A 23,796-nucleotide genomic window follows, 5' to 3' on the forward strand; every position below is an offset into this window, starting at 1 on the left:
CCCGGCATCTGATGGCTGGTGGAGGCTTACCCCCAAGTCAGCAGACCACCGGTCCGGAATCCAGGGTCAGACTCCGTGGTCCGTATCCCCATTCTCTTCGCCGTCCGTGTCCGGTTTCGGGTCGGGAATAACCTGAACAGACTTGCTTCCCCGCAACTGCTTGATGCTCTTATACTCCATTCTTCCGAGCAGTCCCCACAGCGAAGTGCTACGGGTGATGTTGCGTTCAGCAGCCCTATGGAAATACAACTTGGGGACAGCCTGTTTGGGAGAGACCTCATCCGGGTTCTCCACCCCTTTGCCCTGTGATTTCAGACGGATGCGGAACGTCCCGATGCCGTCGAGTTCCACTACCTCAGAGGAAGCCAGGTGCTTCTGCATGACGGTGATGAGGTTGTCGATGGTATTTTTCACATCACCGGCCGTGAGCGAAGAATACTCCGCCACTTCTTTTGCCATCTGGGCAGTAGTCACGAGACCGATGTGAACGGTAGACGGATGATAGAGTTTCTTACCTTCTTTGTTTGCCTTACTTGCTTGCTTTACCTTATAAATTATAGCCATGTTACTTTTTGATTAGTCATTCAGCCTTCGTCAGCCCGTCCCTGTCATTGACAAGAAGCGGAGCGTATGCGACACTTGAATGGGTTAGACATTCGTGAATTCTTTCGCGATTCTCTTCCGTCCGTTACCCGGGATGTCCGTCCGTCGTTGAATCACATTGCAAAGATAGCCCCGGCTATATTCTCCGACAAGCAAAATGCACCGTTTGCGTTCACACTTGCGTTCACAACCCTTGATAACTAACTAATCAACAAATTGCTCCAAGAGCCACTTGAAATATTTTTCGTGTTCATCGACCAGGTGTTCCCAAGAATATTCATTCCGGATTACCTCTATATTGTTGTCCGTACATGTTTTCTTGTTCTTTTCCACAATGGCGTCCATATCATTAAAGTATTCCGTCACCTTCTCTGCCGACGGATAATAGAGGGCATTACCTTTCAGCACTGCCCGATTGAAGATATTATCGTGTGCCAGGACGAAACACCCCGCAGCCATTGCCTCCAGCAGCGAAGGGTTTGTTCCCCCCACACTGTGTCCATGAAAATAAGCCCGTGAGAAATGGCGCACCGAATCCAGCTTCTTAAAGTCATAGATTCCTCCGACGAACCTTACCCCTTTCTCATGCCCATACTTTTCCACCAGTTCCTTACCATGGGGCGTATTGGTTTTCCCTACCACTATCAACGGACGGCGCCCATTCTCAACAGAGTGGAGATACCCCTCTATCGCCATTAACGTCTGTTTGATCAAAGAGGGGCAGACAACTTACTATTTTTCTTTATTGAGCTCACGTTAAATATACTGTTATAGGATTCATAAAATATTTTGAAATAGGTTTCATAGAAAAATATGACAGAATAACGACAGCAACAAATGATGCTAATAGTGAAGATATCAACTCAGGAAAAAATCTATTTGCGAATGGATATAATATTGTTTGTCCAAAGTATATGAATAAAGTGCCCCTGCCTAAGTATGCAATATTATTAATAATTATATTATAACAGGAGAGTAACAAAACAAAGGCACTAACTAAAATAGAACAAGTGATAATAGCATACCTGTACACAAATGTTAATAGATAACCCATATCATTTGCGTTAGTTGTTAATTCTAATAGACCATCACGTTGGAATAAGACTAAGTGTTGTAGCCTATTTGATGTTAATACTATAACAATCATAGAAAGTATTCCCAAAACAGAAACTGAGTATTTGTGAGACTTTATTAATATCAGTTTATCCTTCATCAAATATCCTGCTAAGAAGAATGGATAATATTGTATTGTTCGCATTATAGACAAAAATCCACCATATTTTGGAATACATACAAATGTCACTATTTCCAATATTATGCTGAACATAAATATCCGTTTTACTCCACACTTATCAAACCAATATGATGACAGCATTCTCCAAAATATCAAACTAAAAAGGTACCAAGATGGTTCGTTTCCAAAAGAAAAGATACCTTTAATTGAAAAACCGTCTCTAAGGACCATCATTGCAAAGTGCAGTAATAGACAAGTTTCAAGCAAAGGCATACATTTATGAAATTCTTCCTTCAATGTACGTTGCTTATAGAAATATCCATTAAGCCAAATAAATGTAAGCATTCGGTAAACCACGTATTTTCGTCTCCAACTTCCATCATTAACTTTACGTCCAAAAAGCCAAGTTATGATGACACGAGAAGAAGTGGTAGAGATAATGAACTACTGCAAAGAGCACAAAATGACTTATAAGTCAAGACTGGAGGAACTCAATATCCCTGTATGGCGGTTTTATGACAGCAAATCCCGTTATGCCGCCGAGCAATCATCTGGTAAAACGGCTCAAGGTGAGTTTATCGAGCTTCCGCACAGCGGATCTTTTGTTCCGGTTCCTTCATTTGCCGGAACGAGCGGACGTAAACAGAAAAGTATACCGGCCACGCCAAGCGGATTGAAAGAGATAGAAATACGTACCCCGGCCGGTAGTGCCATACGTATCTGCGGTGAACTGAACGACAAGGAACTGCATTCAATCATCCAGGCCTGCAGCCATGTTCAGCCTTAATGACAGTATGCGCTATCTGTTGTATAACCGCCCTACTGATATGCGCAAAAGCTTTCATACTCTCAGCGGTATCATCACCGACGCCATGGGTCAGGACCCCTGCAGCGGCAATGTGTATATCTTCATAAACCGTGCCCGTGACCGCATAAAGCTCCTGCATTGGGAGCCGGGCGGCATGGTGCTGTATTCCAAACTTCTGGAAGCCGGTACCTTAGGCAAGCCTGATTCTGTCAACGACAATGAGGTCTGTGCAAATATAGAATGGCGGGAACTTGTCATGATAGTGGAGGGTATCATGGAAGCCCGCGACTCCCGTCGCACGAGACTTGAAAACCTGCAGAAACTTCGAAAATAGTGTCGTTTTCTTACTCTGTTTGCTTTTGTATGTCATTGGATTTTAGTATATTTACATTGTGAAACAATGAGATACAGATGCTTACGGAAGAACAGGAAAAAGCCTTATTGGAAGAGGTTGATAAGCTCCGCCAGGATAAAGCGGCGCTTATCAGCAGGGTTGCTTCGCTGGAGCAGTCGCTGTACTGGCTCCGGAAAAAAGTCTTCGGACGGATGAGCGAAAAAAATCTTCCGCTTGATCCCAACCAGTTGTTTCTGTTCTCAAAAGAAGAAATGTCCTCCATGGAAATATCCCGGATGGAGGATGAAGTCCGCAAAAGCGATGAAGAAATCACCAGAACCATAAAAGTCAAGGAGAAGCCGTCCCGCAAGCCCTTGGATACATCTTCTCTTCCGGTAGAAGTTGTTGATCTTTACCCCGAAGGAACAACTGACGGGGAAGGCAGGCTTAAGGATGATTTCATTGAAATCGGAAAGGAAGAGAGTTCACGCCTGGAGCGTGTTCCGGCAAAAGTATATATCCTGAAGACCGTCCGTCACAAAGTGATAAGAAAATCCGATATGGAGAAATATCCCGAGGAAAGGCAGATTCTGATTCATCCTCTTCCTCTTATCCCGGTCAGCAAATGTATGGCAGGCGCCTCGGTCCTGACGGACATTATCATCGGCAAGTTCATGTATCATCTCCCGTTCTACCGTCTGATACAGCAGTATCGCGAATCAGGAATCATCATAAGCGAATCTACCATGTGCGGATGGTATGAAATGGCGGTGGAGAAACTCAGGCTTCTGTACAACCTGCTCAAACAGAAGATACTCTCCAGTGAGTATATACAAGTGGACGAGAGTGTCATTCCTGTGCTGGACAATGAGAAACATAAGGCGAAAAAGGGGTATGAGTGGTGCGTACGCGACGGCATCACGGGGGACGTCATGTTCCATTATGACCGTGGCAGCCGTTCGGGCATGGTAGCCCGTGAACTGCTGGGATGCTGCCGTGGCATTGTGCAATGTGACGGCTATGCAGCTTACGAACAGTTTGAGCAGATGAAAGGAATTACTCTGGCCGGCTGCTGGGCACATGTCAGAAGAAAATACGTGGATGCTCTGGAAGAGAACAGGACCCTGGCTACACAGGCGATTCACTACATCGGCAAGTTGTACAAGATAGAGTCTGATGCCAATGATGCAGGGCTCACTACTGAAGAGCGTAAGGAAAAACGTATCCATGAGTCCTATCCGCTGATACTTGAATTTGAAAAGTGGCTGCAGGATGCTTATCTTAGAGTACTTCCTAAAAGCCGTATGGGTAAAGCCATCGAATATACTTACACGCTCCTTCCAAGACTTTCCAGATACGTAAACGACGGAAGAATCGAAATTGATGACAACCGCATAGAAAATGCCATAAGACCTTTGGCTTTGGGAAGAAAGAACTATCTGTTCTGCGGCAACGACGCATCCGCATACAGGGCTGCAATCGTGTACTCACTGATTGCCACCTACAAATCAGCAGAAGTAGACCCTAGAATCTGGATGGAAGATGTCCTGAGCAAAATTCCATATTATGAGAGGGATGAGAAGAATATGGAAGAACTTCTACCACGTAATTGGGCAAAATCCAATCAAACTTGTTCCGAATAGATACTATTAGTTCCGAATCGACTACGAATAGCACCGATTCGGAACTAATTCACAAAATTTGCAACGTGGTTTACCGAATGCTTACAAATAAATAATGGCATATGAAATGAATAAATAATACTATACAAGCAACAGGAATATTCATTGCTATATCTACTCGGCTCTATAAAGTGACCAATAACAACTAATACAATCAGAACGTATTTCAAACAATCTAATGAATTATTTCTTCCCATTTTTATTTAGCACACAAATATCTAGAATTATTACCTTCAAGTAATAAAAGTTACCCGCCAAGCCAGCGAACAACCGGAAAAAATTCCAAACTATTAAACTCCCTTACTAAGCCTAAACTGTGAACCTAGTAGAAGGCAAACATTCTTCCGTAATCTGCGATTTAGGATATTGTCATATACGCACCGTCATAAATTACAAAAAGCCTTCTCGTAACACTCTTTACAAGCCTCTATTTCCTTTGGTAGCACAAAAAGTTTTTTTACCCGTTCATATCCCGCTTCTCCTAGCTCATGATGTAATGCATCATCAGAGACCAATTGATCTATAGCTTGTGCATAAGCTTTAACATCACCATTAGCAACCTCCAAACAAGTTTTTTTATTAATAGATACCCAGTTGACGCCACTTCCTTCTATCGTGAAAGTAACAGCGGGAAGTTTACAGTACATTCCCTGCACCAAAGACAAACCAAAAGCCTCATTTTTTGTAATACTAGGGAAAGCCAAAACTCTCGAAGCATAGAGATAACAACGCAAATCATCATTAGAAATTTTTCCAATAAACTTCACCCTATCAGAAGAGCATGATGCCATCAGCTCTTTTGTTAATGGTCCTTTACCAGCAATCACAAATACACACTCTGATCGAACATGTTTTTCAGCTTCCAACAGATGAAATAGGCCCTTATACTGAATATGCCTGCCAACGAAGAAGATAATCGGCTTATAATCGTATTTCGCACGAATCCTTTTAATATTCTTATCATCCCCATCTTGCCTCTTAAAAAGTTCCTCCTCAATAGCACTTTGCACGATGTCAACTTTATCCTTGAACGACTGCAACGGCTTAGAACCATCACGGTAATTAGGACTAGTTACCATTATTCTATCCGCTCTTTTCAACAAAGCTGTTTCAAAAGGTTTGATAAAAGGATATATTTTCTTTTGCTTTACAATATCCATATGCCAATGCACTACCAGCTTCACATTTTTAGGCAGTATTGACAACAAAACAGCTGCAGGAAAAGGATTCGCCCAATGGAAATGGATAATGTCCGGCTCAAAATCCTTAATTACTTTCTTGAGAATAGAAAAATATGCAAAGGACAAAGCTTGTCTAGCTATCTCTATCCAAGTTCCCACTCTATACACCTTCACTCCATCAACTATTTCTATAAGATTATCCCTCCCCTCATTGAAACAAATGACTACTACCTCATTCGACTGAGCAAAGCTATCTGCTAAATATTTGCAAGTATTCTCTATCCCTCCTATGTAAGGATAGTAATACTTGGATATATGCATTATTTTCATCTTAATCAACAATATTCTTTACAGCATCCAACAACCCATTTGCTTTATTCCCTTCTACCTGTATACACTTCTTTACACCTGCATTCTCACCAGCTTCTATATCTCGATAACTGTCTCCAATTATGTACGACTCAGACAAGTCTATATTAAAATCCTTAGCAGCTTGCAGCAGAAGCCCAGGCTTTGGCTTACGACAATCACAGATGCACTTGTACTCAAGTCTTTCACCCTCAAAACCCTTGTCTGTATGATGAGGGCAAACATAAATACCATCCACAAAAGCACCTGCCTTACCAAGCTCCGTCTCCATCTTATCGTGAATTGCCTGCAGCTCCTCAAAAGTACAATCGCCACGAGCAATGACTGGCTGATTTGTCACAACAATAGCTAAATAACCACTTTTGTTAATTAGCTTGATTGCCTCAGCTGCCCCTTTTATCAGTTCAAACTGTTCCAATTTGGTTACAAAACCAACCATCTTGTTGATCGTACCATCTCGGTCTAAAAAGATTGCCTTTTGTTTATTCTGCAAATTACGAGCATGTACTTTTCCACTCTTGATGTCCTTTTCCGTTTCATATAATCTATCAGGAGTACCCATATCCTTAATATACTCCGGCGTATTGTAAACAAAAATCCTACCGCTCGAAATATTTGGCTTTAACACATCACGATCAAGATCTATCTTGTCGGGAGTTTCTGGATGTCGAGGCACAAAACTCTTCATCGTCTCCTTTAAAAGTTCAGGAGAAATCAATTCTATACCAGCATTGACAAGGTTCTTGTAATAAGTACGTTCGTCTTCCTTCGACATCCAACGTATAACACGATGTGTATCCCTAGGCATACCGCCAACTGTTTCGGGCACAGTAATCTCCGTTACCAATAGAGAACTATCGTATGGATGTCCATTAGGATGAGCCATCAAACTTGCCAATGCCCTATGTTCTTTATGGAAAGTAATAAAACGATTAAAATCAATATCAACAATTACATCTCCGCAGAGAAGTAAAAAATCATCTATTAACTGAGGCATTTTAAATAAGGCACCAGCTGTTCCCAATGGATAGTCCTCTACAAAATATTCAATATTAACGCCAAACTTTCTTCCATCGCCGAAATAGTCCTTGATTTTATCACCAAGATAACCTATTACAAGAATGATGTCTGTTAAATTACAAGCCCTCAAATTATCAATTTGATACTCCAAAATAGGTTTGCCGCATATCTGAATCATAGGCTTAGGCACATCATTTCTCACAGAAGCAATACGAGTACCCTTGCCACCTGCCATAATTACAACTTTCATAAATTTACCGTTAAAAAATAATGTTTAGGGGTATTACAAATTACCAAAGAATTTCTCTTCCAACATCAAACACAAACAGTGATATACAGGCATGTGAAGTTCCTGAATCTTGTAAGTTTCAGTCTCTGGTACATGAATACATACATCTGTGAATGCATCTAGTCTATTTTCATTCTGACCTGTTAGCCCAATGATTTTCAATCCTTTCGATTTAGCAGCAACAGCTGCATAAAGCACGTTTTTGCTATTACCGGAAGTAGAGATACCTAAGAAAACATCTCCAGCACGCCCCAAACCATTCACTTGTTGAGCGAAAATCAACACAGGTACAGCATCATTCATGAATGCTGTAGTCAAAGAAGGTTCACCCACTAATGAAATTGCAGGTAATGTGCCTTGTAGATGGTCTGCTAATACAGCTCCCATTTCCGCATCAATCTTCATTAGTCGGTCTATTTGTGCTGCATAAATCTTTCGCTTCAGTTTAAATTCTTTCATCAGCTCACCTACAATATGTTCTGAGTCGGAAGCAGAACCACCATTACCTGCAACAAGCAACTTGCGACCAGCAGAATAAGCCTCCTCTAATATTTGATAAGCTTTTAAAATGTCTTCTTGGCAACTTTCCAACTGTGGATAACGCTGCACCAAAATATCAATATGTTTTTTCATCTGTTTATACTTTATTTGTATTGAATATTATTCAAGGCTTTCACATTATCTGTCGGATAGATTTTCCAACCATGTGCACCACCATCAGAAAACTGAAATGGCATAACGAAACCATCAAGCTTTTTCAAAGCCTCTTCAACGGCCTTTTTAAGAGTTGGTTCCACCACAAACATGATGAATCCTCCACCACCAGCACCACTTACCTTTCCAGCTTTGGCACCGGCAGCCATTGCTACATCCATAGCCTCCTGAATTATTGGATTAGTTACATTATTTGCCAATTTTTTCTTGTTAGCCCATCCTTCACGAAGAATCTCAGCAAAGCCTTCGATATCACCCTTCAAGACTGCGAGCTTCATATCTTTAGCACTCTGCTTTATCTTATGCATTGCTTCTACAGCATCATTATCACCTTTGGATGTATTCGCCTTTTGCTCCTCAATGATAGCAGCACTACTACGACTTTTACCCGTAAAATATAGCAACATACTTGATTCCAACTCATCAATTATCCAACGTTTTATCTTTAGTGGATTCACTATAACTATATCATTCTGTAAGAACTCCATATAGTTAAAACCACCGAAAGCTGCAGCATATTGATCTTGTTTTCCACCTGAAAGCCCCAAGTCTTTACGCTCAATCTCATAAGCAAGACGAGAGATCTCGTAATCACCAAGTGGTAAACCAAGCCATTCTACAAAACATTTCAAGATACAAACCACCATTGTTGAAGATGTCCCCAATCCAGAACCAGCAGGAGCATCATTGTAAGTTGTAATCTTGAAAGACTTTTCTTCCACACTAAAGTCCCTTACAACACGATTATATACCCCCTTGATAAGACTTGCCTCGCCATCTATTTCCAAGCTTTTAGCCTTTGGATAGCTCTTATTGCAATCAGCATCAAGTGCATTGATAGTTATCATGTTATTATCAGTCTCCTCAATAGTACAATATGCATACAAATTAATTGTCGCATTCAAAATCAAACCTCCATAGATGTCGCTGTATGGCGAAACATCTGAACCTCCTCCGGCTAAACCAAGACGGAGCGGTGCTTTACTTCTTATAATCATAAATGTAATTTTAGTTGGAAATTAAATATTAAGATATTGAATAATGATATTATAAACTTGTTTAGCACTTATCGTAAAAGAAAAGCGTTTTGCATTTTCAAATCCTTTCTTTTCTAAACCATTAGGATTATTTAAAATTTCACTCATACAATTGGCTATATTTTGAGAATTGTATGGGTCGCAAAACATTCCACTATTTCCTATAATTTCATGAAGTGGAGGAATACTGCTGACTAAAATAGGACATCCACAGGCCTGGGCTTCAAGAGGAGGAATTCCAAAGCCTTCATAAATACTAGTAAAAACAAAAGCTAAGGCATTACTATAATACTTCACGAGTTGCTCATCGGATACTCGTCCAAGAAACTTTATTCTAGGATTGCTTTTATATTTCGATATATCAATATTTTTAAAGCTCCCATTACTTAAGTCTCCTATTATGTATAGAGAGATATCTGAACGCTTCTTCTCAAAGATATCGAATGCTTTTAGAATCGAAATAAAGTTTTTTCTATAGTTAAGGGATGAAACAGCCAGAAGATATTTTTCTTTTTTCAAATTAGTATCTTCTTCTATATGAAAATTATTGGCCACAGCAGGATATACTACTTTAATTTTCCGTTCTTCTGTTCCATAATATTTTATGATTTCATCTTTTGAGAATTGGCTGACAGTTATAATCTTCAAAGCGGATTTTATTATTCTAGGAATCATGAATTTATAACAATACAGAAATGCCTTGCTAAAAGTTTGAGGATAGGCTTTAAAGGCGACATCATGAATTGTTATTATTTTGTTCTTGTAGTACAGAGGAGCAGTATTACATAGACAGAGTAATAAAGGGCTGCCGTTTTTATTCAAGAAATTTGGTAAATCCCATTGTTCCCATACATGCCCTTTATGTACTCCGATTACCTTAGCGTCTAACCTTTGTGCATATTCTATTTGGATTATATTGGACGGTGTGAGAAACACCACCTCATCACCCAACAATTCTTTTAATCTCAACGAGATTTCTAAAGCAAACCTTTGCACACCAGTTATCTCCTGGGTCAGAAATCTTGCGTTTATTGCTATCATTTTTCGTATACATTTATGTGATTAATAGTTTCGATTCTTGTGGGTAGTTATTTAAAGGCCTTGCCGTAGTCTAATGTAATGTATCTCAATGGCTGGCTAATATAAAGTTCTTGATTGATATTAGATTTAGATAGTCAAATGTTAGTATCTATTGCAATGGTATTACCAATTTTTACACTAGACAATACCACGCAGCAGGCTAGTATATAACAATTATGACCTATACTCAAATCACTATCGACTTTGACCTTTAATCGCCCGATTTGCTAAAATAAAATCCGTGTGTCCATATTTGCGAATCGCTTTCAGACAGCATACTATTCTCTCCTATTGTTATGTTTCCAGTCTTATCAAACAGGTGCTTTAAGCCATCTTTGCGCGATATACCTACCAAGTATGGGTTTGCAATATTTATCTTCTATAGATTGGATAGAGGTAGTCTTGTTCTAAAGGTGATTTGCAGCTTTTCCGCCATGCATAGCATAAGCCAAGCCACTCATTTGTAAAATTAAACAATCAATCTGTGAGTTCATTCCTATGATGAGTTTGTCAACAATGATGATATTAAAGTGCCTATGCCCTTAATATAATAAATTTAATTGCGTTGTATTAAAAAATCCTTCACAACATTTCTTTATTTGCAATATAGAGGACAGCCCCTCTTTTTATACTTTTACTATCCTATTCTAATTGTATATAGGAATTGAACAATCGCAAACATTTAATTTTTCAGACATTCGAGCATACTTTTTAAAATCATCGAACAAAAAATCTATATTCAGCATGAGCCTGCGTCAAGATAGTCTTCGTTTTATCAATTACTTACTCTTTTCTTCTATGTAATGCCTAACCCTTTCTATTATATCTTGCCAGTTGTATTCGGAAATATCAGGATTTTTCATTGCTTCTATTTTTTTCATGTCTTCAAGTAAACCACATATTTGATTAACCCAATTCTTTTTATCCCAACCTTTAATCGTTAAGCCTCTTTTTTCAACGACCTCAATCATCGCTGAATTATGTGGACTAACAACTGGGCATCCACAAGCCATCGCCTCCAATTGCGGCATTCCAAAGCCTTCATTTAAAGCAGTTGAAATATATAGATTTGCTAAATTATATAGAACAATTAGTTCTTCAGACCCAATGTATTGAGTAAAACAAACTGCTTCTCTAGGATAGTCTGATGCATTTATAATAGAAGAAAGATTAGAACTCTGCCAGCCCTTAGCACCAACTATCAGTAATTTATAACCGGTCCTTTTATATATTTCAGGTATAATATGCAATAAAAAAGATAAATTTTTTCTAGGTTCAATAGTACCGACAAACAAAATAAAACCTTTTTCAATTGCATATTTTTTATATATTTCATTCTTTTGTTTTATTGATACCTGTATTTTTCGAAATTTCGTGCTACAGGAGTCTCCGATGACAACATCTTGTTGCTTCCTATTTGGATAATACAAATTTAACTTGCTATGTGTATAATTTGAATTACACCAAATTAGATCTGCTTTTTTAATGGAATAATTCACGAATGGTAATGCAAACCATCTGTTTTTCCACAACATTGTACTCTTATACTCCTTATTAACAACATCATGGACAGTTATCATTTTTTTTGTTTTCCCTATAGGCAATAATGGGACTTCTGACATAGGAGACCAAACAATATCAGGTCTTAATTTTCTTATAATCTTCGGTAGATAGAAATGATACCATATAAGGTTTGGAACTTTTATTTTCCTAAGAACAGGATCTATAATTATATCCAATTTATCTACAGGTAGTCCTGTAATGCTTTCATGAAAAGAAGTTGGACTTACCAATATCAAATGTAATTCTGGTGCATAACTACAGATAGCTCTAATTGCGTCTATTGCATATGTTGCAATTCCTGTAGCTCGCTTAGTAAATGCTCGACAATCAACAACAATATTCATATATCAAAATAGAATAGAAAGTTTAAAACCAAAATATCTCCATAAGAAAACAAACGGTATTTTTTTATAAGTGAATTTTAGAACTTTTTTATTCAGATCAGTATCCATTCGTACTAAAGAATCGATTTCATTTACCATATTTATTTGCTCTTTTGAGCTCTTAGTAAGATATACCAAATAAACACAGTAAATATTGAATAAAGAATTGGATATAAAGTTTATCGTTGATATACGTTTGTTATTTTTAGGGTAACTACCTGATATAAAATCATCAAGCATTCTTTTTCCTACTTTATAAAAACTGTCAAAATTTCTTCTCACACTATCTTTTGACACTGTTTGTCCTTCCCGTCCTATAAAATATTGATATAAATTAATGTCATAAAAGCTAATCGAATGCGATTTTACATATGGATAATAACAGTACTCAGCGTCAGTATAGCTGATTCCTTCTTGAAGTTTCAGATTACAGTCACGAAGTAATTCTGTTCTAAATGTCATCGCATGCATTCTCAGCATTAATGCATTTTGTGTACTCGCAAAATTTAAATCATCAGCCAAATATTTCTTACCATATTGAAGGTTTTGCATTTTAATATTATGCAAACCTTTCCCTTGTATTGTATAATTTGTGATCAATACATCAAGCTCATCACTCAAATTTACGATTGTATTAATAAATAATGATAGTTGATTTGTATCAAACCAGTCATCCGCATCAAGAATTCTAAAATACCTTCCTTTAGCAATAGTTAGTCCTTTATTTATGCAAGATCCATAATTTCCATTAGGTTTATCTACGACCTCAAATACATTTGGATATCTATTTACATATCTTAATGCTATATCTAATGACTTATCTTTGCTTCCATCATTTATAATTATAACCTGAAGTGCATTAAATAAATCATTATCTGAAATAATTAATGAGGCTAGACACCTGTCTAAATATAACTCCATATTATAGACCGGGACAATAATAGTTAACACTTTTTCGATTCTATGATTTTCCATATCTCAATACATATTTTTTAAGAAACCAAACCATTATCAATAAATAAATTACACTCCTTAACCAACCTAGTCTCATTATTGATTCAGTAAATTTACTTGAAAAGAATGCCATAAAAATACTCATAGCCATTGATGTGTATATTAACAAATTTACATTAAGAATAAATGGTGATTTTATGACATCTTCTGATTTCTTATAAAAGAACATCGAGATCAAAGCCAAGATAAAATTCATAACGAAAATACCCAGCATTCCCCAATCCTCATAAAAAGGCCTATATTGAGTATAAACATTTCCTAAGCTATTATTACCAACATACTGAAATTCACCAGGCTGTATACTAAAATTAGGATCAACGTCCTTGTAAAAGGAATAAAAAGTATGTTCACCCCACCTCTGAGAATAAGAAATGTTGGATGCGTGCATAAAAATATCAAAGTTTTTAATTTCTGCTCCACAATATTCTGCTAATAAATCTGAGTTCGTTCTATTCTCTACATCTCTCCCTATCAATAGACTTAATCCTCTGAATGAAAAAGCCAAGATGAAGAGTATCAATAATAGGCGTACATATACTTTTCTTGATATTTGATAATTACCTTTTAATGCGTAATAATCAAATAAGAAGAAAATACCAAACTGCATAAACATATTGAGTATCGGCGCTTTAGAGCCACTCAGCATACCATCTATAAATATTACAGAAATATGTATTAGGAGAATCTTTTTTATTTGTTGCAAACCCTTAGTTTGATAACTGAACATCAAAGCAAGCAACCATATTGTAAAATTGGATACAACGGTTGTGTAACTACCAAATTGTCGAACAAACGAAGGTAAATTGAAGTCATTTGTTCCATTCCATTCATCCATTCTTCGCGCTATTATAAGTTCAGAAAAGCTCAAAGAACCAAATGCTTGCTTTAAATAATATATTTTTAAAAGAATCCCCAAAAAGCCAATTGCGATGGACAACAATATGAAGATCCTTATTTTTTGTATGGGGAATTTTATCTCTTCATTTATTCTTTTATGCTTCACAGGTTTATTTGGTCGACAGAGTATCATGCAACAAAATGTAAAAAAAAGAGTTCCACCTCCAAGAATTACTACAGATATGGGAAGCATTTTGTCCATTCTCCATTCTGTATAATACGATGTAGCCATTAAAGAGGCAGCTAACATACCAGCCCCCATAAGTATTGGTGGGGACGCTAGATTCTTAAAATATTTATATGCTATCCACAAATTAATAGATAGTAATATGTCTAATAAAAATAACATTTAGATAATTGTTATAAGGAACACACCTTTGAATTATATATTAGCCATCGTTTGCATTACTTTTTCTATGATAGGTGCCATATCATAATACTTATATTCAGCTAATCGTCCTCCGAAGATTACATTCTCCTCTACATCGGCAAGAGCTTTATATTTGGCATAAAGGGTATTGTTCATTTCATCATTTACTGGATAATAAGGCTCCATGCCATCGCACCATTCTGTAGAATATTCCTTAGAAATTACAGTCTTTGGATTATCATAAACAGCCTGCCCGAACATCTCAAAATGCTTGTGTTCGATTATACGAGTATAGGGGACTTCAAGTTCAGTATAATTTACCACTGCATTACCTTGATAATTAGAAGATTCAATGATCTCCTGTTCAAAGCGCACGGTACGATAATTCAATTTGCCGAAACAATAGCCATAAAACTCATCAATCTTACCTGTAAATACTATTTTATCAGCAAGACTTTCCCAATAAGCTCTATTCACGAAAAAGTCTACATTTGTCTTCGTCTCAACACCGTCAAGTAGTCCGATAATCAATCGGTTGTAACCACCTATTGGAATACCCTGATATTTATCATTAAAATAGTTGTTGTCAAACACGAAGCGTACAGGCAGACGCTTAATAATAAATGCTGGCAGTTCTGTACATTTGCGCCCCCATTGCTTCTCGGTGTAGCCTTTTATCAAGCGTTCATATATATCCTTTCCGATAAGTACTTGAGCTTGTTCTTCGAGATTGCGTGGTTCTGTAACACCATCTGCTTTCATTCTAGAAATAGCTTCGGCTTTTTGCTCTTCTATCTTAGCCTGGGCTTCTTCAGGAGTTATGACTCCCCACATCTGGTAAAATGTATTCATGTTAAAAGGTAAGTTGTAGAGCATACCTTTATAATTTGCAACTGGTGAATTAGTATAACGATTAAACTCAACAATTGAATTGACCAAATTCCACACCTCTCTGTTTGAGGTATGAAATATGTGCGCACCATATTTATGAACATTTATGCCCTCAACATTCTCACAATAGATATTACCACCTAGATACGGTCGCTTATCTATGACGAGGCACTTCTTGCCCTGCTTTCTTGCAAAATATGCAAATGTGGCTCCAAATAATCCAGATCCCACTATAAGATAATCGTATTTTTTCTCCATAGTCAATTCTCTATTTCGTATTTTAAGCAATCAATAGAATCCATTATTTCACTCTCAATCAAAGGATTAATACGTTTATAATCTATGTGCCGTTGCCAATCAGTATCACCACTACCTTTGTAATTTTTGTAGAGAATACCGTAACGCAAAAGGATGTCATACATACGGGTATTCTGCGATCCTATTTCCGTATCGGCATTCTTCATCGCATGAACAAACTCCTTTTGAAATTTCAGCGCAAATACTGTTGCATGAAACGAATCCATACAAACGTAAGAGGCATGGCGTAACAAGTACACCCACTCATAAGGACCGGCATCCTGGTAAGTAATTCCATCACCATAAACTCTTGTTCTATTGTAGCATTCAAGAGTGATAACCTTATCAATACCGGTGAACCGCTTCACATCCTGTACCATCTGTTCATAAACATCTGCCCTCTTGTCGCCAACGAAATAACAGAAGATGTATTTGTCGGGGACTTGGAACTCTATCTCAGCCTTGTTTCCAAATTCCTCCCACTCCTTAGCCGAGAGTAAATAAGTGGGATCAACCACCAACTTAATATCATCACGATGAAGCAACTTACGTATCAGCTCTACAGACCGCTTTTCTCTCACAGCTATGTGAGAGAACTTACTTAGGGCATTCCTCATCCTATCTCTCACCATCGGATGGATTTCCGGCTGTGACATACTTGACGAATAGGCTACACACTTCGTGCCATCTGTTACAAATTCAAGGAACATCATCGGGTTATAACCTCCACAGAATGGATTCCATATTTGGTCGCTGCCCGTGATAAAAAGGTCAGCCTCTGCCACAACCTTCTTATAGTCTGCATGAGTGAAAAGACGACGCATATTGAAGTTGCCATCACAAAAAGTAAACTTATAAACTTTCTGCTTCTGCAGATTGCCGTAATACCATTTCTTCACAAAGTATTCATATCCCGGACATTTACTCAAGAAAGAAAGAATATAGCGGTTGGGTAACATGAGAATTACCGGCACATCACTGCCATTCTGCACATTCCGTATGATCATATTCTTTCTCTCTGCCAACCTACTGATTTGCTCTCTAGACAAAAATAGCCTCATGATGCGCTTCAGCACGGCAAAAATGTAATGCCTGAAAGTCGGCGGCGGGGTCTCACGTCCGTTGTATATGAACTCTACGTCATGCCCCATCTTACGTAACACATAATTGAGAGCGTAGCTCTGCAAACAGGTACCAAAGTTGGGATGTGGAGCAAAAGTTACCAGTTTTATCTTCATACTTTATTTTTTCAGAATTGACTTGATAAATCTCTTCCCTTTTTCGCCAACAATAGAGGTTACAGCTGTTTTCAGATTCTTTTTAAACACTACAGCTTTATCCTTATCTATTGAGGTTATCAGCTGATAGGCTTCTTCTTCATCTTCCTCACCAGCTACAAAAACCTCAAAAATCATCGGTCTATCAAAATGCTTTTCTGACAATACATGTTTCTTATATTTCAGAAATTCCTCCTTTGTAGACGCTGAAAAATATTCATATCCGAGATCTTCTGCGTAATGTTTAACAAGTGACTTGGACTGCCTTCCGAAATGCCCAGATGCAGCCATATACAGTTTACCGTCTTTCCCTAAAGACGTTGCAGGAGAGAAGCTGTATCTCATCTCATTTCCCTGTCCATTATTTACAAGTATTATTCGCACATTATCACCTATATGTCTGTTCCCCAACACATTCATATCATAGAAAAAAGCTAAATCTCCAAGCATTGCGATATACAATCTATCGGGATTACATAAAGATGCGCCGATCATCGTACTCAGGCAACCGTCAATTCCAAAACCGCCTACATTGCAATTACCCTTTGTCTCGGAAACTTCAAAATAATTCATAGCCCGTAATGAGCTCCAAATGCCCATGTGGAAATTGCAACCTTTCGGAAGACCTCCCGCAACTTGCTGGGCAATCCAAATAGTACTTAGTGGTAATTCCGGCAAAGCAGAAATGATATTTTTATATAACGAAATGCAAGCATCGTAATAAGAGTGATTTTCTGCACCAGGCTGTGAATATTGTTCAAAAAAATAACGCTCAGGCATTTCAAATACCAAAGACAAACGTCCAAAAGTATCCCTTATCTCACCATCACAGTTAACACGCCAAACTTCCTTGCAATTAAACTTTCGTGAAGTTGCATCGCCTGAGACTTCTCCTATATGTATCAACAAGTCAATATTTGCTACATCAAATTCGGTAAACTGTTGACCAAGACACAAAGCAGACTGTACCTTGTAAGCACCATTATACCCGCTTGTGTGATCACAGAATACTACTGCGTCGTGAGTTGCACAAAAATCGTCAATCGCTTGCGTCTCCTTTTTACTAAAAAGTCTATGGGCACCAACAAAAACAGCTATTCTGCCAGCAGGTAATTCAGGAAGCATGTCAAATGCTGTATATCTTCTTATGATCTGTACTGGTGGAAGCTCCTTTACCATGAAGTTTCTGCTGTATCTTGTAAAAAGATTGATGTGTACGGGACCGCCACCATGTCGCTTACATTCCAATATAGCTTTGTTAACCTCAATGGTACAATAATGCTCATCTCTCTCATCCTTGACATAAACAGCCTCTACATTCAGTTTTGCTATATCATAAGGTATCCTCCGACGGTCTATGTTCTGTTCCAACAAATGTCCAATCCGATCTGTTCCCTGATGTGCAGTAATAACAATAATAGGCAATTTACGGTAATAAGCCTCTGTCAAAGCTGAATAGTAGTTTCGTGATGCTGTAGCACCTGTACAGGTGATGACCACGGGCTCTCCACTTTCCTCTGCCATGCCACATGCCATGTAAGCAGCAGATCGCTCATCAACGCATGAGAATACCTTAAAAAACGGGTCATGCTGAATGCTTCCAACAAAACACATATGGGTTGTGCCTGGGGAAGTAACAACATACCTTATATTATTTGCCTTAAGGAGAGAGATTACGATTTGAGCGTTTCTCTCATCGGTGTAATATATATTATCCATGTTTCTCTATTTTTTCTCTTGTATAAATCGTCTTTCCATTATTACAAACTATAATTTGACCAGAAATACATTTCGAACAATCTGAAAGCAAAAACGTTGCAACTTCAGCTATTTCTTCAGGAAGATAAGCCCGTTTAGTTGCATTTGTCGGAATATAAAGGTTTCCATCAGAATGCAGACCTGTCATATCAGAGCATGTTATTCCTGGAGATATGGCATTTATGCGAATTCCACTTTCTGCAAAATTTGAAGCCAAACCTCTGACAAAACTATTTAGCGCAGCTTTTGTCCATCCATATGGTCTGTTATCTGCTAATTCGCCAACTTCAGAAGAAATGAAAAGTATATTAGCTTCAATTTTTTCTGGTAGTATAGAACTAATAAATTTCTGTGTGAGAAAAATATTACTTCGCAAATTCGTATCAAATTGCTCCTTAAAACTTCCTTCAGTTACATGAAAAAAATCCTTTTCGTGCAAAGATATTCCTGCATTACAAACAAGACTATCAAATCCTCCGAGTAACACTTTTGATTTATCTATAAAGGCTTGAAATGAATCTACATCGCGCATATCTAAGACCTGATATTTGCAATTAATCTGTTTGGCACTTTGTTTTAAAACGTCTTCATTACGTCCTGCTATTAAAACAAGCGCACCTTCTTCTGTAAATTTCTTGGCCATTGCATAGCCTAATCCACGACCACCACCTGTTAATATAATTTTTCTTCCTTTTAAAAGTTCATTGGGAGCAATGGTCACGATATTTGTTGTTATATGATTTTCGGGTATACCTTTCAACAGATACCGTCCAACTCTTTTTACATATTTCTTTATGCCCATATTCGCAGTAGTTGAATTGTAAATTTATATGATTTGGTTTCAAAATCTTACCAACTTACTTGCCACACACCATTTCACATTATACAAGACATCTTATCAGGCTGTAGAACAAAATCCTTTACACACCCAACATCATATACTTTCATTCTATCTTAAATCAGCCATTTATAGAAGTATCGCAAAGGAATGCGAATAAGATACAAACTGGTTAATGCGCAAATTTATGATGAAGATCAAGTACTTTCTTTGTCACGGCTTTACGCTCACTGTCTGTAAGGCCGATAAGAAAAATGGTTATTAATGAAGAAATCAAAGAGACAACAACAGTCAAGCATAAACGCCAAAACGACGGAGAGAACGAATTTACCACGACGAACGGCAAAATGACAGCGATCGGAGTGACAATAAACATTGGAATAACCACCTTTCTGACAAACAGAGCTGGAGGAAAATGCAACAATCCTTTCATTATATACAGCCTGACAATGTTTACTCCTATATAAACCATAATGAAGACAATATATGTACTCTCAGCAGGTAGACCACACTCAAAAGCAACCCAAGTAAGTGGAAAGACTAATACGCCTACACTGGAAATCCAAATTGAATAGCGTTTGATATTACCTGTTGCCATACAGGCTGTAAGACCTGTTCCACCGAGCATATTCAGCATCGAGCCTATAATGGTGAGTCGAAGAAACACCACGGTATGGTCAGGAACAGTTTTCAGCCATAGTGTCAAAACATATTCAGTTTCGAGCATGACAGGAATGGCGAATAGCATTAGCAAGAAATAGGAGAATTTAGCACCACGGCAAACGAGGGTAAACATCTCTTTGATCCTCCCCGCAGCATAATCTTTTGTTATCTGCGGGTTTACAGCAGTCATGAAATTGTTGACGAACTGCTGTATTGCTCCGTCAACCTGTGTGGCAACTCCTCGGGCCGCATTCAGCGTCACGCCAAAGAACATGTTTATAAGAATATTCACTCCCTGTGTATTGAACAGCCAACAACCATTAGACAGGAATTGCCATCCTGCAAAACTGCCCATCTGTTTCAATAAGGAACGATCGTAAACGAATCGATAATGGCATTCTTCAAAATGCCGGTTGCAGTAAACACCGTAAACGATACGTATGATCAAAGCGACAATAACAAGGAGTATGGCATAGGAAATCAGCTTATCAAAAGGTGAGACCACTATCAGATAACATATTAGCAGTTTCAATGAAGCCTCAAGTATGCTAACGTATGCAAAAGCTGCCATACGTTCGTGAGCAATGATGCAGGCGTTGTACGGAATACTTACAAGATTGATGCAGAACATCAACAGCGAGCAATAAAGCACCCAGTTGGCTGCCGTCATCCGCCCCTCTGGTATGTTCATCTGCGTATTCAGAAACCAACCACCGACTACTGCACCAAGAATCATTATCAACAGCGACAACCCCAACTGTATGTTGACACTTGTCGAGAAAATCAGACCAAGCCGCTTGATGTCACCACGTCCAAGCTCAAATGTAATGAAGCGACTTATCGCATTGGATAAAGAGCCTGAAAGTAGGGAGAACATGGCCACAACACCGCCCACGACATTGTAAATACCATAATCCCCCACGCCTAGTGCATTCAGGATGACGCGACTCGTATAGAGCGTTATCGCCATAATGAATAGCGTCCGCACATACAGCAGCAGCGTATTCTTAGCAATCCGCTTGTTATTCTCCGCAACGTTCACCATCACATACACCTGTTACGTCCCTCACTCACTTCTTCTCATCCCCATACCCATAGCCATAACCATACCCGGCCTTGCCATAGCCGTAGCCATACTTCTGGCCATAGCCATAGCCGTAACTGTTCTTGCGCTTGGACATGTCAATGCTGTTGATGACCGTCGCGAGGTGAGGAATCTTATGCTCGTCGCGCAACGTGTTGATGAAGCTGAAACCACCCTTCGGCGTATAGTCTGCACGACAGACATAGACCAGCATGTCTGCCACACGGGAGATGATCGAGCTGTCGGTCACCATGCCGATGGGAGCAGTGTCGAGGATGATGTAGTCGTACTTCTCCTTCAGACGGGAAATTGCCTCGTCGAGCGTACGGCGGGCTACCAGCTCAGTAGGATTGGGAGGAATGGGACCACCGGGAAGGATGTCAAGGTTCGGACTGAGGTCCGACTGCTGGATGATGTCGAAGAGGTCCGTATGCTCGGGATCGCTCAGGTAACTCGTGATGCCGTGAATGCGACGCGAGAGGTTAAACACCTTGTTCAGTCCCGGCTTGCGGATGTCCATGCCCATGATGAGCGTCTTCTTGCCCATGTAGGCGAGACTCACGGCAAGGTTGCCTGCCACGAACGATTTTCCTTCACCGGGCATCGTCGACGAGAACATGATGACTCGCTCCTCAGGCTTCAGCATGAACAGCAGGTTCGTACGCAGGGCACGGAAGGTCTCCTCCATCACCTCGTTGCGGTTCTCGTGCACGACGATGGCACCCGCCTCGGGCTTCTTGCCCAGGGGGATTTCGCCGACAACGGGTACATCGGTGAGCTTCTCCACATCCGAGCGGTTCTCTATCTTGTACTTCAGCAGGTCCGCCAGGTAGATGCAGCCGAAGGGTATGCCCAGACCCAGCACGAAGGCTGCCAGGTAGAACAGCTTCTTCTTCGGCGACACCGGATACTTGTCCGCCAGCGGCTCCTCAATGATGCGTCCGTTGTTCGCAGTGGCTGCCAGCGTGATGGCGTTCTCCTCGCGCTTCTGGAGGAGCATGGTGTAGAGAGTCGCCTTGATTTCCTGCTGACGCGAGATGCTCATGAACTCCTTCTCCTGCTCGGGGGCACGGCTGATGCGTCCCTCAAACTTGCTTGCCTGGCGGTCGAGGTCCTTCTTGGTAATCTGCAGTCCGCGGAGCACACTCTCCACGGTGGTCTGCACACTGAGGTGCATGGCTGCCAGGTTGGCGTCGAGCTGCACCACTGCGGGGTTCTCTTCCGACGAGGTGAGCAGGAGGCGCTTGCGCTCGGCAAGCTGCGCGTTATACTGGTCGATGGCGGTGCTCAACACACGGTCCTCCAGACCGACGTTGCTCGGGATGACCTGGTACTGGTTAGCAGGATTGTTGATGTAGTCGCGCAGGAAACGCACGAGGCTGATCTGTGTCTCGTTCTGCACGCGCTGCTGCTCGTACTTCGAGTTCTCCTGCAGGGCGAGTTGTGCATCGCTCACCAGGTCGGTCAACCCGGAGCGTTGCTTGAAGGCGGCAAGCCGGCTTTCGGTCGTACCCAGTTCCTCGTTGATGATGCCCAGACGCTCCTCGATGAACTCTGCCGTCTTCTCCGCCACCTCGTTCTTCTCATCGTTGGCATCCTGGTTGTAGAGTGCCACCAGGCAGGTGATGAAGTCCATGGCACGCAGGCGGTCGGTGTTCTGCACGGCAAGCCGGGCGATGGTTGTGGTCTTCGACGAGGGCTCCACGGTGAGGTGTTCCCCGTACGACTTTGCCACGGCTACCGGCGTGTTGATGACGGCATCCAGCTCCATGTTGTCCTCCACGGGGATGGAATCATTGAGCATGAACGTCACGATGCCTGCCGGGGTGTGCATCACGGCAGGGAACTTGTCAAAGTCCTTTTTCATCGTTTCCTCGTCCGCATCGGCATCCACCGTATAGACCGCCTCGACGGAGAGGTGCTTGTCTGTCGTCAGGTGCATCTCCAGCTCCATGGGTGCATAGAGCTTGTCGGCTTCCGCAGGGGTCATGTAGACCTCGACGGGCGACTTCTTGTACAGGGGGACGGCATGGCCGAAGGTACGCGGACGCGTGATGGAGGTGTAGAGGTTGAGCGTGGTCACCACCTTCTTGAGGAGGGTACGCGAACGGAGAATCTCCACCTCGTTGTCGAAGTTGTTTGTCATGGAGAACACACCCAGGTCCTGCATGGCTGCCAACGGACCGGCTGCAGCATTGTTGCTGCGCTTGTCCTGCTCCTGGATGAGCACGGACGCCTGCACGTTGTAGACGGGTGCCTGATAGCGCAGCCAGAGCCACGCACCGATGAGCATCACCACCACACCGGCAACAAACCAGTGCCAGTAGACGAGGTACTTGAAAAGGATTTCATAGAGGTTGATGTTCTCTTCTTTATGTTCTTGCTGGGGAATCTGTTCCATTATCTGTTT

General features: G+C 40.3%; 19 protein-coding genes and 1 pseudogene. 3 read left to right on the forward strand and 17 right to left on the reverse strand.

Annotated features, from left to right (window positions below; all coding sequences use genetic code 11):
* Window positions 1–66: 66 nt before the first annotated feature.
* The 3 genes and pseudogenes from C8275_RS00845 to C8275_RS14540 form a co-directional block, all read right to left on the reverse strand.
* Complete coding sequence (locus C8275_RS00845; protein ID WP_106483706.1) at window positions 67–564, reverse strand: HU family DNA-binding protein; 498 nt, start codon at window positions 562–564, stop codon at window positions 67–69.
* 243 nt (window positions 565–807) lie between these two features.
* A pseudogene (locus C8275_RS00850) lies at window positions 808–1,302 on the reverse strand (glycosyltransferase); the annotation flags it as partial.
* Window positions 1,303–1,354: 52 nt separating this feature from the next.
* Entirely contained in the window at window positions 1,355–1,930 is a 576-nt protein-coding gene (locus C8275_RS14540) for a hypothetical protein (RefSeq protein ID WP_199881835.1), read from the reverse strand.
* A 316-nt stretch (window positions 1,931–2,246) separates the two neighbouring features.
* On the opposite strand from C8275_RS14540, the gene C8275_RS00855 reads away from it, so the two are divergent.
* From C8275_RS00855 to C8275_RS00865, 3 genes are all read left to right on the forward strand, one after another.
* Window positions 2,247–2,624, forward strand: a complete 378-nt coding sequence (locus C8275_RS00855; protein ID WP_234395676.1) for a hypothetical protein — start codon at window positions 2,247–2,249, stop codon at window positions 2,622–2,624.
* Window positions 2,625–2,631: 7 nt separating this feature from the next.
* The gene (gene tnpB / locus C8275_RS00860) at window positions 2,632–2,979 is read left to right on the forward strand and encodes an IS66 family insertion sequence element accessory protein TnpB (protein WP_225231003.1); all 348 of its coding nucleotides are present in this window, start codon (window positions 2,632–2,634) and stop codon (window positions 2,977–2,979) included.
* 77 nt (window positions 2,980–3,056) lie between these two features.
* Window positions 3,057–4,622: an IS66 family transposase gene (locus tag C8275_RS00865; protein WP_106483708.1), complete on the forward strand. Its 1,566-nt coding sequence runs from the start codon at window positions 3,057–3,059 to the stop codon at window positions 4,620–4,622.
* Between the two features lie 422 nt (window positions 4,623–5,044).
* Here the strand turns inward: C8275_RS00865 and C8275_RS00870 are convergent, their stop codons facing one another.
* The 14 genes from C8275_RS00870 to C8275_RS00935 all read right to left on the reverse strand — a co-directional run bounded on the left by C8275_RS00870 (window position 5,045) and on the right by C8275_RS00935 (window position 23,787).
* Window positions 5,045–6,172 carry a glycosyltransferase gene (locus C8275_RS00870; RefSeq protein ID WP_106483709.1) on the reverse strand — a complete coding sequence of 376 codons (1,128 nt, stop codon included), beginning with the start codon at window positions 6,170–6,172 and terminating at the stop codon, window positions 5,045–5,047.
* 1 nt (window position 6,173) lies between these two features.
* A complete protein-coding gene (locus tag C8275_RS00875) occupies window positions 6,174–7,481 on the reverse strand; it encodes an HAD-IIIA family hydrolase (RefSeq protein ID WP_106483710.1) in 1,308 nt (435 codons plus the stop codon).
* 33 nt (window positions 7,482–7,514) lie between these two features.
* The gene (locus tag C8275_RS00880; protein ID WP_106483711.1) at window positions 7,515–8,153 is read right to left on the reverse strand and encodes an SIS domain-containing protein; all 639 of its coding nucleotides are present in this window, start codon (window positions 8,151–8,153) and stop codon (window positions 7,515–7,517) included.
* Between the two features lie 11 nt (window positions 8,154–8,164).
* Entirely contained in the window at window positions 8,165–9,232 is a 1,068-nt protein-coding gene (locus tag C8275_RS00885) for a dehydrogenase (protein ID WP_106483712.1), read from the reverse strand.
* A gap of 21 nt (window positions 9,233–9,253) precedes the next feature.
* Window positions 9,254–10,312, reverse strand: a complete 1,059-nt coding sequence (locus C8275_RS00890; protein ID WP_106483713.1) for a glycosyltransferase family 1 protein — start codon at window positions 10,310–10,312, stop codon at window positions 9,254–9,256.
* Window positions 10,313–11,130: 818 nt separating this feature from the next.
* Window positions 11,131–12,258, reverse strand: coding sequence for a glycosyltransferase family 1 protein (locus tag C8275_RS00895; protein ID WP_106483714.1), 1,128 nt, complete (start codon window positions 12,256–12,258; stop codon window positions 11,131–11,133).
* 3 nt (window positions 12,259–12,261) lie between these two features.
* Window positions 12,262–13,272 carry a glycosyltransferase family A protein gene (locus C8275_RS00900; protein ID WP_106483715.1) on the reverse strand — a complete coding sequence of 337 codons (1,011 nt, stop codon included), beginning with the start codon at window positions 13,270–13,272 and terminating at the stop codon, window positions 12,262–12,264.
* Window positions 13,259–14,557, reverse strand: a complete 1,299-nt coding sequence (locus tag C8275_RS00905) for an O-antigen polymerase (RefSeq protein WP_106483716.1) — start codon at window positions 14,555–14,557, stop codon at window positions 13,259–13,261. The genes C8275_RS00900 and C8275_RS00905 overlap by 14 nt, the downstream gene beginning before the upstream one ends.
* A gap of 33 nt (window positions 14,558–14,590) precedes the next feature.
* Window positions 14,591–15,727: a UDP-galactopyranose mutase gene (gene glf, locus C8275_RS00910; RefSeq protein ID WP_106483717.1), complete on the reverse strand. Its 1,137-nt coding sequence runs from the start codon at window positions 15,725–15,727 to the stop codon at window positions 14,591–14,593.
* Window positions 15,728–15,729: 2 nt separating this feature from the next.
* Window positions 15,730–17,004 carry a polysaccharide pyruvyl transferase family protein gene (locus C8275_RS00915; protein WP_106483718.1) on the reverse strand — a complete coding sequence of 425 codons (1,275 nt, stop codon included), beginning with the start codon at window positions 17,002–17,004 and terminating at the stop codon, window positions 15,730–15,732.
* Window positions 17,005–17,007: 3 nt separating this feature from the next.
* Window positions 17,008–18,762, reverse strand: coding sequence for a thiamine pyrophosphate-binding protein (locus C8275_RS00920; protein WP_106483719.1), 1,755 nt, complete (start codon window positions 18,760–18,762; stop codon window positions 17,008–17,010).
* On the reverse strand, window positions 18,755–19,603 hold the full coding sequence (locus C8275_RS00925) for an SDR family NAD(P)-dependent oxidoreductase (protein ID WP_106483720.1): 849 nt from the start codon (window positions 19,601–19,603) through the stop codon (window positions 18,755–18,757). The genes C8275_RS00920 and C8275_RS00925 overlap by 8 nt, the downstream gene beginning before the upstream one ends.
* Window positions 19,604–19,811: 208 nt before the next feature.
* Entirely contained in the window at window positions 19,812–21,347 is a 1,536-nt protein-coding gene (locus C8275_RS00930; RefSeq protein ID WP_106483721.1) for a hypothetical protein, read from the reverse strand.
* Window positions 21,348–21,372: 25 nt separating this feature from the next.
* Entirely contained in the window at window positions 21,373–23,787 is a 2,415-nt protein-coding gene (locus C8275_RS00935) for a tyrosine-protein kinase (protein ID WP_106483722.1), read from the reverse strand.
* Window positions 23,788–23,796: the final 9 nt, after the last annotated feature.

Source organism: Bacteroides sp. Marseille-P3684 (assembly GCF_900291465.1).
Lineage (GTDB): Bacteria > Bacteroidota > Bacteroidia > Bacteroidales > Bacteroidaceae > Phocaeicola_A.

Coding starts and splice junctions, on each gene's coding strand:
- C8275_RS00845 (WP_106483706.1), bottom strand. CDS start 564: ATGGCTATAATTTATAAGGTAAAGCAAGCAAGTAAGGCAAACAAAGAA.
- C8275_RS14540 (WP_199881835.1), bottom strand. CDS start 1,930: ATGTTCAGCATAATATTGGAAATAGTGACATTTGTATGTATTCCAAAA.
- C8275_RS00855 (WP_234395676.1), top strand. CDS start 2,247: ATGATGACACGAGAAGAAGTGGTAGAGATAATGAACTACTGCAAAGAG.
- tnpB (WP_225231003.1), top strand. CDS start 2,632: ATGCGCTATCTGTTGTATAACCGCCCTACTGATATGCGCAAAAGCTTT.
- C8275_RS00865 (WP_106483708.1), top strand. CDS start 3,057: ATGCTTACGGAAGAACAGGAAAAAGCCTTATTGGAAGAGGTTGATAAG.
- C8275_RS00870 (WP_106483709.1), bottom strand. CDS start 6,172: ATGAAAATAATGCATATATCCAAGTATTACTATCCTTACATAGGAGGG.
- C8275_RS00875 (WP_106483710.1), bottom strand. CDS start 7,481: ATGAAAGTTGTAATTATGGCAGGTGGCAAGGGTACTCGTATTGCTTCT.
- C8275_RS00880 (WP_106483711.1), bottom strand. CDS start 8,153: ATGAAAAAACATATTGATATTTTGGTGCAGCGTTATCCACAGTTGGAA.
- C8275_RS00885 (WP_106483712.1), bottom strand. CDS start 9,232: ATGATTATAAGAAGTAAAGCACCGCTCCGTCTTGGTTTAGCCGGAGGA.
- C8275_RS00890 (WP_106483713.1), bottom strand. CDS start 10,312: ATGATAGCAATAAACGCAAGATTTCTGACCCAGGAGATAACTGGTGTG.
- C8275_RS00895 (WP_106483714.1), bottom strand. CDS start 12,258: ATGAATATTGTTGTTGATTGTCGAGCATTTACTAAGCGAGCTACAGGA.
- C8275_RS00900 (WP_106483715.1), bottom strand. CDS start 13,272: ATGGAAAATCATAGAATCGAAAAAGTGTTAACTATTATTGTCCCGGTC.
- C8275_RS00905 (WP_106483716.1), bottom strand. CDS start 14,557: ATGTTATTTTTATTAGACATATTACTATCTATTAATTTGTGGATAGCA.
- glf (WP_106483717.1), bottom strand. CDS start 15,727: ATGGAGAAAAAATACGATTATCTTATAGTGGGATCTGGATTATTTGGA.
- C8275_RS00915 (WP_106483718.1), bottom strand. CDS start 17,004: ATGAAGATAAAACTGGTAACTTTTGCTCCACATCCCAACTTTGGTACC.
- C8275_RS00920 (WP_106483719.1), bottom strand. CDS start 18,762: ATGGATAATATATATTACACCGATGAGAGAAACGCTCAAATCGTAATC.
- C8275_RS00925 (WP_106483720.1), bottom strand. CDS start 19,603: ATGGGCATAAAGAAATATGTAAAAAGAGTTGGACGGTATCTGTTGAAA.
- C8275_RS00930 (WP_106483721.1), bottom strand. CDS start 21,347: ATGGTGAACGTTGCGGAGAATAACAAGCGGATTGCTAAGAATACGCTG.
- C8275_RS00935 (WP_106483722.1), bottom strand. CDS start 23,787: ATGGAACAGATTCCCCAGCAAGAACATAAAGAAGAGAACATCAACCTC.